This window comes from Ramlibacter sp., assembly GCF_035548915.1.
Taxonomy (GTDB): Bacteria; Pseudomonadota; Gammaproteobacteria; order Burkholderiales; family Burkholderiaceae_C; genus Ramlibacter.
In genome coordinates this window covers 69,546-83,336 of record NZ_DASZSE010000044.1, presented here as the reverse complement: position 1 = coordinate 83,336, position 13,791 = coordinate 69,546, and the positions used below count along the sequence as shown (strand labels likewise).

Below are 13,791 nucleotides of genomic sequence, written 5' to 3'. Positions count from 1 at the left end.
AACTTGCTTGTTAGCCGACAAGTGTTTAAGATCGGCTCGTTTTCCACACCCCGCCGACTCCTGCCCCATATGAACGACCACGCCCGAGACCTCTTGCAGAAGGTGACCGATTTCCGCGCCACGGCGATGGACGCCGCGCGGCCGGAGGCCGTGAACAAACGCAGGGCCCTCGGCCGGATGACGTTGCGCGAGCGCATCGACACGATCCTCGACGAGGGGTCGTTTCGCGAGTTCGGCTCGCTCGTGGAGCCCTTGCGCGTCACGCGCTGGAACGCGGACATCGTCGCGCCGGCCGATGGCATCGTCTGCGGCAAGGGCGTCGTCGACGGCCGGCCCGTGATGGTGTACGGCACCGACTTCACCGTCCACGGTGGATCCACGGGGCGGCACGGCATGCTCAAACATGCGCGGCTCGCGGAGAAGGCGCTGAACAACGGGTTCCCGGTCGTGTACCTGCTCGAAGGAGGCGGCCATCGCATCCAGGACGGGCTCGATGCGCGCTACTTCGCCGCGGGCTCCAGCGTGTTCCAGAACCTGGCGCGGCTCTCGGGCTGGGTACCCATCGCAACCGCGATGATGGGTGTCGGCTTCGCGGGTCCGACGAACTACGCTGCGATGTCCGACTTCGTCGTGATGATCCGGGGCTATTCGACGCTCGGCATCGCCGGGCCCGCTCTGGTGAAGGCGAGCACGGGAGAAGACCTGGACAAGGAGCAGCTCGGTGGCGCGGCAACGCAGGCGGACAAGAACGGCCTCGCGGACCTCGCCGTCGACACCGAACAGGAGGCGCTGGATGCCGTGCGCAAGTTCCTCTCCTATTTTCCGACCAACGCGCAGTGCCCTCTTCCCATCGTCCCCTGCGACGACCCTGTGGACCGGCGCGAAGAGTCGCTGCTCGACATCGTGCCGGCCGATACCCGGCGCGCGTACGACGTCAAACAGGTGATCGAGCGGGTGGTCGACCGGGACAGCGTGTTCGAGCTGAAGCCGAACTACGCGAAGAACATCGTGACGGCGCTCGCGCGCCTGAATGGGCGGCCCGTCGGCATCGTGGCGAACCAGCCGAGATTTCGCGCCGGCATGCTCGACACGCCGGCGTGCGAAAAGGCGGCGCACTTCATCGCGGTGTGCGACGCATTCGGCCTGCCTCTCGTGATGCTGATCGACGTACCCGGCTTCGCCGTCGGCAGCGCCGCCGAAAGCACCGGCATCGCGCGCAAGAGTGCACGGCTGTTTTTCGAACTGGGCCAGGCCACCGTGCCCCGTGTTTCGGTGGCGCTGCGCAAAGGCTATGGCGCGGCGTATTACGCCATGGGTGGCGGCCGCAGCTTCGAAGCGGATGCAGCGTTGTGCTGGCCCACCGCGGAACTTGGCGCGCTCTCGGTCGAAGGCGCGGTCGACGTGGCCTATCGGAAGGACTGGGAAGAGGCGGCGGACCCTGCCGCCGCACGCGCCGAACTCGTCCAGACCCTGAAGGCGCAGCTGGGCGCGTTGTCCGCGGCGAGTTCGTTCGGCCTCGACGACGTGATCGACCCCCGCGAGACCCGCCAGCGCCTGATCGAGATCTTCGACGACTGTCCGCCCCGCAGAACGAACAGGCAGCCGCCGAAGGTGCGGCAGATCTCTCCGATCTGAGTGCGCGGCCAGGCTCATGAAGAAGCACACGACACTGCTGGTCGCAAACCGCGGCGAGATTGCCTGCCGCATCATGCGCACCGCGCGTGCCCTCGGGCTTCGCTGCGTCGCCGTGCATTCGGAGGCGGACGCCGGAGCCCGCCACGTGCGGCTCGCCGACGAGGCTGTCGCTATCGGCCCTTCGCCGGCCGCGCAAAGTTATCTCGACATTCCGAAGCTCGTCGAAGCGGCGCTGCGCACGGGCGCGACGCTCGTCCATCCGGGGTATGGCTTTCTTTCCGAAAGCGCCGCCTTCGCCGGCGCGTGCAGCGACGCCGGAATTGTCTTCGTCGGACCTTCTCCGCACGCCTTGAACCTGATGGGCGACAAGGAAACGGCTCGGCACGTCGCAAGGAGCGCGGGTGTCCCCGTACTGCCCGGCTCGGGGAAGCTTCTTGCGTCCGACGAGGATGCACTGGCCAGACATGCTGCGGCGGTCGGATTTCCCCTGCTCGTGAAAGCATCGGCCGGCGGTGGCGGCATTGGCATTCGACGCGTGGAATCGGCCGCGGAACTGCTTGCCGCCGCGAGCTCGACGTCGAACCTGGCCGCGAAATCGTTCGGCGACGGCGCGATCTATCTCGAGAGATGCATCCAGAAGGCCCGGCACGTGGAAGTCCAGGTGTTCGGATTCGGCGCGCGCGGCGCCATTGCGATTTCAGACCGCGACTGCTCGATGCAGCGGCGCCGGCAGAAAGTGCTGGAGGAAGCGCCCGCACCGCGCATCCCGCACGAAGTGCGCCGCGAGATGGCCCGCACAGCCACGGCCCTTGCACGGGCCTGCGAGTACGAAGGCGCGGGCACGATCGAATTCCTGTTCGACGAAGCCGACGCCCGGTTTTACTTCATGGAAATGAACACGCGCCTGCAAGTCGAACACCCGGTGACCGAGGCCATTGCCGATCTCGATCTCGTACGCATGCAACTCGAACTCGCGATGGGCCGGCTCGATGACGTTGCGCTGGCCGAGCCCATCGCGCTCCAGGGCCACGCGATCGAAGTGCGCGTGTGTGCGGAGGATCCGGCGCGCTCGTTCCGGCCGTCGCCGGGCCGCATCGGACGGCTCGAGACGCCCGCAATGGCCGGACTGCGCGTGGACACCGGCTTCGAGCCGGGCGACACGGTTTCGCCCTACTACGACAACCTGGTGATGAAGCTCATCACGCACGGACCCACACGCGGTGATGCGCTGCGCCTGATGCGGGAAGCGCTGCGCGCGACGGTTGTCGAGGGGATTTCAACCAACCTGCCGCTGCTGCGGTCGCTGGCGGAGGATCCCCGCTATCTCGCGGGCGAGCTTTCCACGACCTTCCTCGAAGACAACCTGGCCGAGCTGCTCGCCTCGGCCGCATCGCAAGACGCCTGACTGGAGACCTCATGGATTTCACCGTCGAACGCAAGGAAGGCGGCGCCGTCTTCACCATCACGCGCCCGGAGCGCCTGAACGCGCTCACGCGTCCGGTGTGGGACGGACTGGAGAGCTGCCTCGACACGCTCGAAAGCGAGGCAGCGCGTTTTCTGGTCATCACGGCGCAAGGCGAACGCGCATTCAGCGCCGGCACGGACCTGAAGGACAACGCCGGACTCGCCTGGGACCAGCGCCCCGCGAAAAACGACCGGGTCCGCAACCTGCTGCTGCGGCTGTCGCAGTCGCATCTCTTCACGGTTGCGGCGATCAACGGCCTCGCCTACGGCGGCGGCCTCGAATTCGCGCTCGCCTGCACGATGCGCATCTGCGCATCCACGGCGAAGTTTTCGATGCCGGAGATCAAGCTTGCCGTCATCCCGTCGTACGGCGGGACTCAGTTCCTGCCGGCACTCGTCGGTCGCGCCCGCGCGGCCGAGCTCATGTTGACGGCCCGAGTGCTCGACGCGCAACAGGCGCTCGACTGGGGCCTGGTCAGCTACGTGACGGACACGCCCGCTCTCGCACTCGAGCGCGCAGTCGCGGTGGCCACCGAAGTCGCCCAATACAGCCCGGTGGCCTATCGCAGCATCCAGCGGTGCATCGCGGCAGCCGGCGACGTCGTGGACGAGCGCGGCATGAGTGTGGAGGCGGCCGAGGTGCGCGAAGTGCTCGCGAGCGAAGATTCCAAGGAAGGCGTCGCCGCATTCGTCGAAAAGCGCAGACCCGTGTTCAAGGGCCGCTGAAGTTCAGCGCAGGCGGATGGCCGCCTTGCCGACCAGCGTGCGTTCCTGCAGGTGACGCATCGCCAGCGGCACCTGGTCCAGGCCGTAAATCACGGGCACAGGCGGTTTCAGCCTGCCCGCTTCCACCCACGCGAGCAGCTGCTCCATGTTGCGGCGGCTCTTGCCGGGCGTCTTGCGTGTGAATGCACCGGTGAAGACGCCCACGATATCGCAACCCTTCACGAGCACGTGGTTCGCGGGAACCTGCGGTATGCGGCCCGAAGCGAAACCGAACACCAGGATGCGGCCGGCCCACGCGATGCAACGCAGCGACTCGTCGAAAGCATCGCCGCCCACCGGATCGAACACGACGTCGGCGCCGTGGCCTCCCGTGAGGTTCTTCACCGTGTCGCGAAAGTGCGGCTCCTCGCGATAGTTGAAGACCTCATCGGCGCCGAACTCGCGGGCGGCCGCCAGCTTGTCCGCGCTGCCGGCCGCGGCGATCACTCGCGCGCCGAGCAGCTTGCCGACTTCCACCGCATTCACGCCCGTGCCTCCGCCAGCCCCGAGGACCAGCAGGTTTTCACCGGGCTGCAAGCGGGCGCGATCGACGAGGGCGTGATAGACAGAACCGTAGCTCACTGAAAATCCGGCGGCCATTTCGAGCGGCAGCGCCTGCGGTGCGTGGTACACGTCCGAGACCGGCGCGCAAGCGTACTCGGCGAATGAACCGAATCCGCCCGTGCGCGCCATGACACGATCGCCCAAGGCGAACTCGCTCACTCCCGAGCCCACCGCGCGCACGTAGCCCGCCGTTTCCATGCCCGGAACGAAGGGCAGCGGCGGGCAGCCCTGGTAAGTGCCGGCCACCATGAGGATGTCCGGGAAGTTGAGGCTGGCGAAATGCCCTTCGATCAGCACCTCTCCGGCTGCCGGTTCGGGCACCGGCAGCTCCGTCATGGCCAACGAATCGGGCGTGCCGAACGCCTTGCAGACCAGCGCCTTCATGTTGCAACGACCCGGGTCGTCGAAAGCGCCGCCACGCTCGGCAACCTGTAGACCGCACCCGCCGTCCCCGCGAACAGCTGGAACTGCTCGGCAGCCGTGTAGCGCCGTGCGATCTTCTTGAAGGCGTTCCAGAGCACAACGTAGCTGCACGAGCCTTTGTCGACCGGAAAGTTGCTCTCGAACATGCAGCGGCCAGGACCGAACTTCTCGATGCAGTAGTCCATGTACGGCGCCCACGCGGCCGACAGCATGTCCGAAGAAGGTGGCTGCGCCTGCTGGTGAAAATCGAAGCCCACCGTGGCCATGCCCATGCCGCCGAGTTTGACGAACACGTTCGGGCAGGCAGCGAGTTCGGCAATCCCGGCGCGCCAGGCCTTCGCCACAGCTTCGCGCTGCCCCGCGAATCGCCCGATGCCCACCGGTGCTCCGACATGGTTGAGGACCAGTGTGGTTTCCGGTTCGGCGCGCGCCAGCCCGGCCAGCTCGCCGAGCTGCGTGTGAAACACGTACGCGTCGAACGACAGGCCCATGCGACCGAGGCGGCGATAGCCCGCGCGAAATCCCGCATCGCCTGCGATGCCGGCGGCCAGGCCCCACTTCTTGTTGTGGATCGCGGGCTCGTCGTCATAGGCGGTAATCTGTCGAATACCCTTGAATCGCTCCCCGGCGGCTCGGACATGAGCTTCGAGTACGCGCTCGACTTCCGCGCCGGCAGTGAGGTTGGCCATTCCAACGATGCCATCGCAGATGCGCGTGTCGCCATAGACGCCGCTCGCCGACATGGCCGCCACGCCGTTCGCGAATTCGGTTTCGCCGATGCAGCGCAGCTCCTTCGGCCCGTCCTTGCGGTACATCGAGTAGCACTGGACGAAGACGGATGCGATGACGCGGTGCCCCGCCCGCATGTCGGCAAGCACGTCCTCGAACATGTACCGCCACTCGGGGATGTCCCATACGTGATGATGCGAGTCGACGATTGCGACGTCCGGGTCGATCGCAGTCTCGGTGTACGAGGCGAGCCAGTCCGGCCGCACGGGAAGGTAATGGCTCATCCTGCTTCAGGCCTCGATGAACTGCACCGCCTGCCCGATGCTGGCGCGGCGCGTACGAAACCGGTTGGCGGGGTGGTCGGAGTCCGGGTAGCCGAACGAAATGCCGCACACGATCAGGCGCTCGGCGGGCAGCTGAAGGAACTCGCGGATATACGCGGACTGGCCGGCCAGCGCCGCCTGCGCGATCGATGCCACCCCCATGCTGCGTGCAATCAGCATGAAATTGGCAACCCAGGCGCCGCAGTCCACGGCGCCGTACGTGCCGAGCGCTTCGGGTGTGGTCACGATTGCCACGTGCGGAGCGCCGAACAGCTTGAAGTTCTCTTCGGCCTGCTTCGCGGATGCAACCCGGTCGCCGCGCGCCACGCCCACGCTCTCGTAGAGCTGGAACCCGCACTCCCGGCGGCGCTCCTGGTAGACGCCGACGTATTCGCGCGGAAAGTCGATGTCCGGCTTCGAATCGTGGTCCTGCCGGTATCGAAGAAGGCCGTCGCGAAAACGGTCCTTCGCGCTTCCGCTGAGGATGTACACCTGCCACGGCTGCGAGTTGCACCAGGACGCGGTTTTCTGTGCGATCTCGACGATGCGCCGCAGGTCGGCCTCGGGAACCGGTCGTGGCAGGTAGCCGCGGCAGCTGTAACGTTCGCTGAAAAGGGCGTCGAGGCGCTCTGTGTCGTTCATGTCGGCAGTGTCTTTGGCAGTGGATTTGGCGATCGCATGCATCAGATGACGTCCTTCGCGCGCAGCGCATCGAGTTCGGCTTCGGTGTACCGGGCGATCCTGGTCAACACATCATGCGTGTGCTCGCCGAGCAAAGGCGGGCGGCGATGCACCTTGCCCGGAGTGCGAGACAGCTTCACCGGCGTCGTGACGACGGGCGCCGGCTTCGGCAAACCCGGGTAGTCGATCTCCTCCAGAAAACCCGCCTCCTTGATATGTTCGTCGGCGAGTGTTTGCGGCAGGGAGTAGATGGGACCGGCCGGGATATGCGCTTTTTCGAGCTCGGCGAGCGCTTCCTTCGTGGTGCGCGATGCACACCACTGCTGGTGGCGGATGCTCAGGGCTTCGCCGTTGTCGCCACGCAGCTGGTCGGTCGCGAACCGCGGGTCTTCGGTCCAGAGCTTTTCCTCGCCCATGAGGCGAGCCCAGCGCTTGAAGAGCCCCGGACCGATCACCATGAGGACGATCCAGCCGTCCTTCGTCCGGTAGCAATCCGAGGGACCGGAGTGCCAGCTGCGGTTGCCCTTGGCGATGCGGTCCTTCTTCAGAAGCGCTTCCTCGATCAGGTTGGCGTCCGAGAGGTTCAACGCGGTGTGCAGCAGCGAGGTTTCGACCAGCTGGCCGCGGCCGGACTTCTGCCGCTCGAGCAACGCCGCGAGAATACCGAGCGCACCGAACGTCGCCGTGCCGAAGTCGTTTGCCGGCACCGCCACCCGCATCGGCGTGATGCCGTCGCCCGTGAGGTGCATCGAACCCGACATCCCTTGTGCAATGGTCTCGAAGCCGGGGCGCTTGGCGAACGGGCCCACCGAACCGAAGCAGGAGTTCATGAACACGATGATCCGGGGGTTGATCTTCTCCAGTGTCTCGTAGTCGAGCCCCAGTTCCTTCAGCTGCGCGAGCGGCATGTTGGCGATCACCACGTCGGACACCGCGACGAGCCGTCGCACCGCTTCGCGGCCCTCGGGCGCCGCGGGGTCGAGCGTGATGCTGAGCTTGTTGCGGTTCATCTGCATGAAGGCGGCGCCGGTGCCGTCCTCGCCCACCGGCATGGTCCAGCGGTCTTCGCTGCCTTCGCGCTTTTCGATGCGAATGACCTCAGCGCCGAAATCGCCGAGGAGCGCGCCGCAATACGGACCGGCGATGTAGCGGCCGAAGTCGAGAACGCGTATGCCGTTGAGAACGCCAGTCATCGGAAGCTCCAGAATTTGAAGCCGAGTCTATCAAGTAACTTGTTAGCAAACAAGTATGTTCCACGGCATCACGGACACTTCCTGACCGAATTCACCGGATCCGGCCGCCCCGGCAAATTGCTTGCTTGTTGACAAGTAACTGGCTGACACGGTATGGTCTGGTCCGAAACCTTCCGAAAGACACGCCCATGACGATCGTTCGCGCCCTGCTGGCGCTCTTGCTCGCGTCCTCCCTGCAGGCCTGGGCTCAGACCTATCCGAGTCGCCCCATCACGATCGTCGTGCCCTTCGCCGCGGGCGGCCTTGCCGACGCCAGCGCGCGACAGCTGGCGCTGTCGCTGAAAGAGCAGCTCGGACAGCCGGTTATCGTGGAGAACCGAGTCGGGGCGGGCGGCACCATCGGAGCGCGCGCCGTGCAACTGGCCAAACCGGACGGGTACACGCTCCTTTATGGAAGCGTGGGGCCCATGGTCGGAAGCCTCTACCTCGTGAAGGACCTTCCCTATCACCCGCTGAAGGATTTCGTGCCGGTGCACGGCCTCACCGAAACGCCGATGGTGCTCGTCACGCAGGCCACGAAGCCGTACAAGACGCTTGCGGAGTTCGTCGCCTACGCGAAAGCCAATCCGGGCAAGGCGACCTACGGTTCGGTGGGTGTGGGCTCGACTCTTCACCTCGCAACTGTGCTGCTCGAGCAGTCCGCGCAGATCCGGCTGCTCCATGTGCCGTACAAGGGTTCGGCGCTGGCGCTCAACGACATGCTGGGCGGACAGATCGACATCCTGTTCGACTATCTGCCCACGAGCTGGCCCCACATCGAGTCGGGCAAGCTGAGGGCACTCGCCGTTTCGAGCAGCCGCCGCGTACCGGGCCGCAACATCCCGACCGCCGCCGAACAGGGCCTGCCCGAAGTCGTGTTGAGCCCCTGGTACGGCATCTTCGCGCCCGCGGGCACGCCCGCCGACGTCGTGCAGAAGTTGTCGCAAGCCTTCGGCACCGCGCTGAAGAAGCAGTCGGTCGTCGACTACAACTACGGCGCGGGCGCGGTCGCACTCGACCTCGGACCGCGCGACTTCGCCACCTTCATCGAGCGTGAAATCGTGAAGTGGAAGGACCTCGTCGAGAAGTCCGGCGCCACGGCAAGCAACTGAGAATCGAGGCAGCGAAGATGACGAAACTCCCACCGGGCTTGCGCGGTACCTTCGCGGCACTCCTGCTCGCCCCACTCCTCGTGCTCGCAGCCGCGGCCGCCGGCGCGCAGGAATTGAAGGACAGGATGATCCGATTCGTGAATCCTTTCGCGGCTGCGGGGACGACGGACATCATCGCCCGCAGCATCGCCGAACAGATCACGCAGAGGACCGGGCAGAAGACCATGGTCGAAAGCCGGGCGGGCGGCGGCTCCACGATCGGCACCGCCCTTGTGGCCCACGCCGCGCCCGACGGCACCACCGTGCTCATCACGAGCAATTCGTTCTCGATCAACGCGGTCCTGCGAAAGGACCTGCAGTACGACACGGCCGCACTCGAGCCGCTGTGCATGATCGTGGAGTCGCCGCAGGTGATCGCGGTCAACGCGTCGTCGCCGTATCGAACGCTGAAGGACCTCGTCGAGGCGGCCCGGGCGCAACCCGGCAAGCTCTCGTTCGGCTCGTCCGGTCCCGGCTCGTCGCAACATATCGCGGGTGAAGTGTTGAAGATGGCCGCCGGCATCGACCTCACCTACGTGCCCTATCCGGGCGGCGCGCCGGCGATCACCGCGGTGCTGGGCGACCACATGACGAGCGTCTTCACGAACTACGCCGAACTCAAGCCGCACATCGACGCGGGCAAACTTCGACCGCTTGCCGTGGCGACACGCGAGCGGGTGGCGCTGATGCCCAACCTGCCGACCTTCAGCGAGCAGGGCTACGCGGTGCAGGCCTCGGTGTTCTTCGGCTTCCTCGCACCGCCGAAGACGCCGGCGAAGACCCTCGCCGCGCTCGAAGAGATGATCACCGACGCACTCGGCTCCCCCGACGTGCGCGGCAAACTCACGTCACTCGGCCTGGTCATCGAGCCTCGCTGCGGCGCGAACTTCCGAAGCTACCTCGAAGCCCAGCGCGACGAGTACGCGCGCGTCATCAAGGCTGCCAACATCAAGGTGCAGTGATGGCTGCGGGACCTTTGGACGGCCTGAAGGTTGTCGAATTCGCGGGCCTCGGTCCGGCACCGATGTGCGCGATGCTGATGGCGGATCTGGGCGCCACCGTGATCCGGCTCGATCGGGCCCGCAAGCCCAGCCTCGGCGTCGAGAAGCCGCTGCAGTTCGACCTGACGCTGCGCAACCGGCCGGCCATCAGCATCGACCTGAAGAGCGCCGCCGGTGTCGCCGCGGCGCTCGAACTGCTTGCCACCGCCGACGTCTGCCTCGAAGGGTTCCGGCCCGGCGTGATGGAGCGGCTCGGCCTCGGTCCGGACCAGTGCCTTTCAGTCAATCGCAAGCTTGTCTACGGCCGCATGACGGGCTGGGGCCAGGACGGCCCGCTCGCCCGAAACGCCGGCCATGACGTGAACTACATCGCCCTCACCGGTGCGCTGCATGCCATAGGACGCGCGGGCCAGCCGCCCACGCCACCGCTGAACCTCGTCGGGGACTACGGCGGCGGCGCGCTGTACCTGGCCTTCGGCTGCCTTGCGGGAGTGCTCTGCGCCCGCGTCACCGGCCAAGGGCAAGTGGTCGATGCGGCGATGGTGGACGGCGCCGCTTCGCTGATGATGAACTTCTTCGGCAACCACGCAGCGGGATTGAACAACCCCGAGCGCGGCACGAACATCGTCGACTCCGGCGCGCCCTATTACGACGCTTACGAGTGCAGCGACGGCAAGTTCGTCGCCGTGGGAGCGATCGAAAGCCGGTTTCGCCAGGAGCTGTTCGCCAAGCTGGGGCTCGCTCACTGCGGCATCACGGGCGACGATCGCAGCGAGTGGCCGAAGCTGCGCGAAGCGATCGCGGCGGCGATCCGTACGCGCACGCGCGACGAATGGGCTGCCGCGTTCGCGCAGAGCGACGCGTGCTTCAGCCCGGTGCTATCGATGGCCGAGGCGCCGGATCATCCGCACAACCGGGCGCGCGGAACATTCTTCAAGGACGCGGCGGGGATCGTGCAGCCGGGGCCCGCGCCGCGATTCAGCGCCACGCCGGCGGCCCTGCCAGGGCCGCCGCGACCCGTCGATGCGAACGTCGAACAGGCGCTGCTCGGCTGGGGCGTCGGCATCGAGCGCATTCGATCGTGGCGGCGCGATCGCGTCGTCGGGCTCACGGCTGGCGCGGCCGCTTGAAGGACTGCGGCATATAATTTGCGTGCTCGCCAGCAAGCCGCCGCCCCCAACCGCCGACCGGTCGAAACACTCTCGGACATGCCCACTTCCAAAGCCGTTGTACGCAGACCCGCTGCAGCCGCGTCGAAGACATCGCCGCGCAAGGCGAACCGCGCTGAAATGCCCGCGCCGCCGCGCACGCAGAGCGAGCGGCGCGAAGAGTCGGATGCGCGCATGATTCGCGCCGGCACCAAGCTCATTGCCAAGAACGGCGTCGCCGGTACGACGCTTGCGGATATCGGCGTGGCCGCGGGCTACAGCCGGGGGCTGCCGGTCTATGCGTTCGGTACCAAGGACAAATTCGTCGTCGCGCTGCTCAAGTCGATGCAGGTGGTTTTCGAAGAGCGGCTGCACGAAAACGTCCAGGGACTCACGGGACTCAAGGCATTGCGCGCCCGGGTCAGGACACATTTCTTCAGCCTCCGGCGCGACCCGGTCGCCATCGCCGCGTTGTTCTCGATCTTCTCCGAGTCCTTCTACGGCAACGAGACCTTGAAGGCGGAGGTGGAGCACTTCGTCGGCCAGTGGCGGCGCGGCTTTGCCCGGCATCTCGAGGAAGCATGGAAGGCCGGGGAAATCCGCAAGGTCGATTTTGAAAAACACGGCGCCATCTACGTCGCGCTGGTGCGCGGCGTCAGCATGGAATTTCTCATGAGCAACCGCAAGCTCGACATCGATTCGCTCGAGTCCACCATCCTCGATTTCATCGAACACTCGCTCAGCGCCGCGTAGCGCGGCCGCCACGTCATGGATCTCTTCGGTTGGCAGGCAGGCATGTCCAACAAGTGGTGGACAACGCCGTTCGAGCCGGCGGACTAGGAGAACCTGGGCGGGCGCTTCTCCACGAACGCCTTCACGGCTTCGTGGTGATCGGGCTCCATGTGCGCGATCGCCTGGTAGGACGCGGAGATTTCGAGCAGCGACTCCAGCGTGGCGCGCTCTCCTTCGCGCAGGAGGCGCTTCGTCATCCGCAGCACGCCGCCGGGGTTCGCGGCGATCTTGCGCGCAAGCGTGAGCGCGGCCTCCATCAACGCCTCGGGCGCGACCACGCGCGAGACGAGTCCGCAGGCGAGCGCCTCCTGCGCGCCCAACGCTTCGCCGGTGAAAGCCATCTCGGAGGCCTTCGACATGCCCACCACGCGGGGCAGCAGCCACGCCCCACCGTCGCCGGGCACGATCCCGACTTTCACGAAGCTCTCCGCAAAAGTGGCCTTCTCGCTCGCGATCCGGATGTCGCACATGCACGCGAGGTCCAGTCCCGCGCCGATCGCGGGGCCGTTGATCGCAGCGATGACGGGGACATCGAGGCCGTAGAGTGCCTTGGGGATGCGCTGGATGCCGTTGCGGTATTCGTCGCGCACTGTGTCCGCCGAGGGCTTGTTCAGGAAGTACTTCTGCATGTCCTTCACATTGCCGCCGGAGCTGAAGACGCTGCCTTCGGCCGTGAGCACGACCGCGCGGATGCTGCGGTCCGCCTGCACCTGGGCGCAGGCCTGCACGAACTCTTCGACCGCGGTGTTTCCGGTGAGCGCATTGCGCGTCTGCGGCTGGTCCATGGTGAGGACAAGGATGGCGCCTTCGCGCGACTGGGTGAGGAAGGCCATGGCGTTTTTCTCTTTCGTGAGTCGGGTATTCAATGCACGTCGGTTGTGGCGCGGATGAGGTCGAGCGCGAGACGACCGGGCTCGTCGACGAGCGCCTCGCCCAGAACCTCATGCCAGCGCGACTCGGAACCCGCCGCCTGCCGCCAGGCGTGGAGCCTGCGCGTGTAGAGCTGCAGGTCGAATTCGGCGGTAAAGCCGATCGCCCCGTGGATGGAGTGCGCCGCCGCGGCCACTTCCAGTGCCGCCTCGCTCGTCCGCGCTTTGGCAACGGCAACGCGCAGCCGGTCGGGTGTTGCCGTCTTCGAGTAGCACCCGAGCTGAGCGGCCATGCGCGCCGCGAAGACGTGCTCCGCCATCACGCTCAGCTGGTGCTGAATCGCCTGGAACTTGCCGATCGGGCGGCCGAACTGCTGCCGTTCGTTGGCGAATTGCAGTGTGCGATTGAACACCTCCATGAGCGCGCCCGAAAGCTGCGCCGCGGCGGCGCAGGCCTGCAGCGCTTCCACATCGAAGTCCGCGGCGATTCGCGTGGCGCGGCCGGCCGCAGCCGCGCTCCACTCGAGCGAAGCGTCGAGCGCGAACACACCCGGCTCGGCGTCCGCTTCTTCGGTCGGTGCGAGCCATGCGCTGCGTTCCCCCTCCCCGCCGCTCTCGCAAGCCAGCACCCAGTCCGCGACGCGGCCCAGAGGGGTGTGAGCGCAGCGCATGCCGCCCGCGTTGCGTGACGTCACGATGGTGATCGCAATACTGCCTTGCGGCCGGTCGATCCCTGCCCGGGCGAGCAGGCCCCGCGCGAGCATGGTGTGCACCAGCGGCACCGGCACCGCATGCGAGCCGCAGAGCACGAAAAGCGGGAACACGTCGGAGAGTGCGAGGCCCGCGCCGCCTTGCGCCTCGGACACCAGCGCGTCGGCAAAGCCGGATGCCTCCAGGCTCGCCCACAGTGACGCCGGCAGGCGGCCGGCTTCGGCCTCTCGGACCCGTTGGGGCGTGCACTGATCGCGCAGCAGTTGCCGCAATGCGTCGGATAGAAGTTCGTCCATGATGGTT

At 66.5% G+C, this 13,791-nt stretch carries 13 protein-coding genes; 7 read left to right on the top strand and 6 right to left on the bottom strand.

What is annotated here, in order from left to right:
• Positions 1-69: 69 nt before the first annotated feature.
• The 3 genes from VHA82_RS18380 to VHA82_RS18370 are packed head-to-tail and all read left to right on the top strand — an operon-like array spanning position 70 to position 3,825.
• The gene (locus VHA82_RS18380; RefSeq protein ID WP_325546443.1) at positions 70-1,635 is read left to right on the top strand and encodes an acyl-CoA carboxylase subunit beta; all 1,566 of its coding nucleotides are present in this window, start codon (positions 70-72) and stop codon (positions 1,633-1,635) included.
• A 16-nt stretch (positions 1,636-1,651) separates the two neighbouring features.
• Complete coding sequence (locus tag VHA82_RS18375; protein ID WP_325546441.1) at positions 1,652-3,040, top strand: acetyl-CoA carboxylase biotin carboxylase subunit; 1,389 nt, start codon at positions 1,652-1,654, stop codon at positions 3,038-3,040.
• An 11-nt stretch (positions 3,041-3,051) separates the two neighbouring features.
• On the top strand, positions 3,052-3,825 hold the full coding sequence (locus tag VHA82_RS18370; RefSeq protein ID WP_325546439.1) for an enoyl-CoA hydratase/isomerase family protein: 774 nt from the start codon (positions 3,052-3,054) through the stop codon (positions 3,823-3,825).
• 3 nt (positions 3,826-3,828) lie between these two features.
• On the opposite strand, the gene VHA82_RS18365 is transcribed toward VHA82_RS18370, so the two are convergent.
• Genes VHA82_RS18365 through VHA82_RS18350 form a run of 4 tightly spaced genes read right to left on the bottom strand, consistent with a single transcriptional unit; the run spans position 3,829 to position 7,777 of the window.
• Positions 3,829-4,812, bottom strand: coding sequence for an NADPH:quinone oxidoreductase family protein (locus tag VHA82_RS18365; RefSeq protein WP_325546437.1), 984 nt, complete (start codon positions 4,810-4,812; stop codon positions 3,829-3,831).
• Positions 4,809-5,864, bottom strand: coding sequence for an amidohydrolase family protein (locus VHA82_RS18360; protein ID WP_325546435.1), 1,056 nt, complete (start codon positions 5,862-5,864; stop codon positions 4,809-4,811). Before VHA82_RS18360 ends, VHA82_RS18365 begins: the two co-directional genes overlap by 4 nt.
• A gap of 6 nt (positions 5,865-5,870) precedes the next feature.
• Positions 5,871-6,587, bottom strand: a complete 717-nt coding sequence (locus VHA82_RS18355; RefSeq protein ID WP_325546433.1) for a nitroreductase — start codon at positions 6,585-6,587, stop codon at positions 5,871-5,873.
• Positions 6,587-7,777 (bottom strand): CoA transferase, encoded by a 1,191-nt coding sequence (locus VHA82_RS18350; RefSeq protein WP_325546431.1) that lies wholly within the window; start codon positions 7,775-7,777, stop codon positions 6,587-6,589. Before VHA82_RS18350 ends, VHA82_RS18355 begins: the two co-directional genes overlap by 1 nt.
• A gap of 188 nt (positions 7,778-7,965) precedes the next feature.
• Here VHA82_RS18350 and VHA82_RS18345 point away from each other — a divergent pair, with 188 nt between their 5' ends.
• The 4 genes from VHA82_RS18345 to VHA82_RS18330 all read left to right on the top strand — a co-directional run bounded on the left by VHA82_RS18345 (position 7,966) and on the right by VHA82_RS18330 (position 11,869).
• A complete protein-coding gene (locus VHA82_RS18345) occupies positions 7,966-8,928 on the top strand; it encodes a tripartite tricarboxylate transporter substrate binding protein (RefSeq protein ID WP_325546429.1) in 963 nt (320 codons plus the stop codon).
• Between the two features lie 17 nt (positions 8,929-8,945).
• Positions 8,946-9,929, top strand: coding sequence for a tripartite tricarboxylate transporter substrate binding protein (locus VHA82_RS18340; protein ID WP_325546426.1), 984 nt, complete (start codon positions 8,946-8,948; stop codon positions 9,927-9,929).
• Positions 9,929-11,098 (top strand): CaiB/BaiF CoA-transferase family protein, encoded by a 1,170-nt coding sequence (locus VHA82_RS18335; RefSeq protein ID WP_325546425.1) that lies wholly within the window; start codon positions 9,929-9,931, stop codon positions 11,096-11,098. Before VHA82_RS18340 ends, VHA82_RS18335 begins: the two co-directional genes overlap by 1 nt.
• A 159-nt stretch (positions 11,099-11,257) precedes the next feature.
• Entirely contained in the window at positions 11,258-11,869 is a 612-nt protein-coding gene (locus VHA82_RS18330) for a TetR/AcrR family transcriptional regulator (RefSeq protein WP_325546423.1), read from the top strand.
• Positions 11,870-11,952: 83 nt separating this feature from the next.
• On the opposite strand, the gene VHA82_RS18325 is transcribed toward VHA82_RS18330, so the two are convergent.
• Both VHA82_RS18325 and VHA82_RS18320 read right to left on the bottom strand, forming a co-directional pair.
• The gene (locus VHA82_RS18325; RefSeq protein ID WP_325546421.1) at positions 11,953-12,741 is read right to left on the bottom strand and encodes a crotonase/enoyl-CoA hydratase family protein; all 789 of its coding nucleotides are present in this window, start codon (positions 12,739-12,741) and stop codon (positions 11,953-11,955) included.
• A 29-nt stretch (positions 12,742-12,770) separates the two neighbouring features.
• Positions 12,771-13,784 (bottom strand): acyl-CoA dehydrogenase, encoded by a 1,014-nt coding sequence (locus VHA82_RS18320; protein WP_325546419.1) that lies wholly within the window; start codon positions 13,782-13,784, stop codon positions 12,771-12,773.
• Between the last annotated feature and the right edge of the window lie 7 nt (positions 13,785-13,791).

Coding starts and splice junctions, on each gene's coding strand:
- VHA82_RS18360 (WP_325546435.1), bottom strand. CDS start 5,864: ATGAGCCATTACCTTCCCGTGCGGCCGGACTGGCTCGCCTCGTACACC.
- VHA82_RS18380 (WP_325546443.1), top strand. CDS start 70: ATGAACGACCACGCCCGAGACCTCTTGCAGAAGGTGACCGATTTCCGC.
- VHA82_RS18365 (WP_325546437.1), bottom strand. CDS start 4,812: ATGAAGGCGCTGGTCTGCAAGGCGTTCGGCACGCCCGATTCGTTGGCC.
- VHA82_RS18330 (WP_325546423.1), top strand. CDS start 11,258: ATGCCCGCGCCGCCGCGCACGCAGAGCGAGCGGCGCGAAGAGTCGGAT.
- VHA82_RS18350 (WP_325546431.1), bottom strand. CDS start 7,777: ATGACTGGCGTTCTCAACGGCATACGCGTTCTCGACTTCGGCCGCTAC.
- VHA82_RS18320 (WP_325546419.1), bottom strand. CDS start 13,784: ATGGACGAACTTCTATCCGACGCATTGCGGCAACTGCTGCGCGATCAG.
- VHA82_RS18335 (WP_325546425.1), top strand. CDS start 9,929: ATGGCTGCGGGACCTTTGGACGGCCTGAAGGTTGTCGAATTCGCGGGC.
- VHA82_RS18370 (WP_325546439.1), top strand. CDS start 3,052: ATGGATTTCACCGTCGAACGCAAGGAAGGCGGCGCCGTCTTCACCATC.
- VHA82_RS18325 (WP_325546421.1), bottom strand. CDS start 12,741: ATGGCCTTCCTCACCCAGTCGCGCGAAGGCGCCATCCTTGTCCTCACC.
- VHA82_RS18340 (WP_325546426.1), top strand. CDS start 8,946: ATGACGAAACTCCCACCGGGCTTGCGCGGTACCTTCGCGGCACTCCTG.
- VHA82_RS18355 (WP_325546433.1), bottom strand. CDS start 6,587: ATGCATGCGATCGCCAAATCCACTGCCAAAGACACTGCCGACATGAAC.
- VHA82_RS18345 (WP_325546429.1), top strand. CDS start 7,966: ATGACGATCGTTCGCGCCCTGCTGGCGCTCTTGCTCGCGTCCTCCCTG.
- VHA82_RS18375 (WP_325546441.1), top strand. CDS start 1,652: ATGAAGAAGCACACGACACTGCTGGTCGCAAACCGCGGCGAGATTGCC.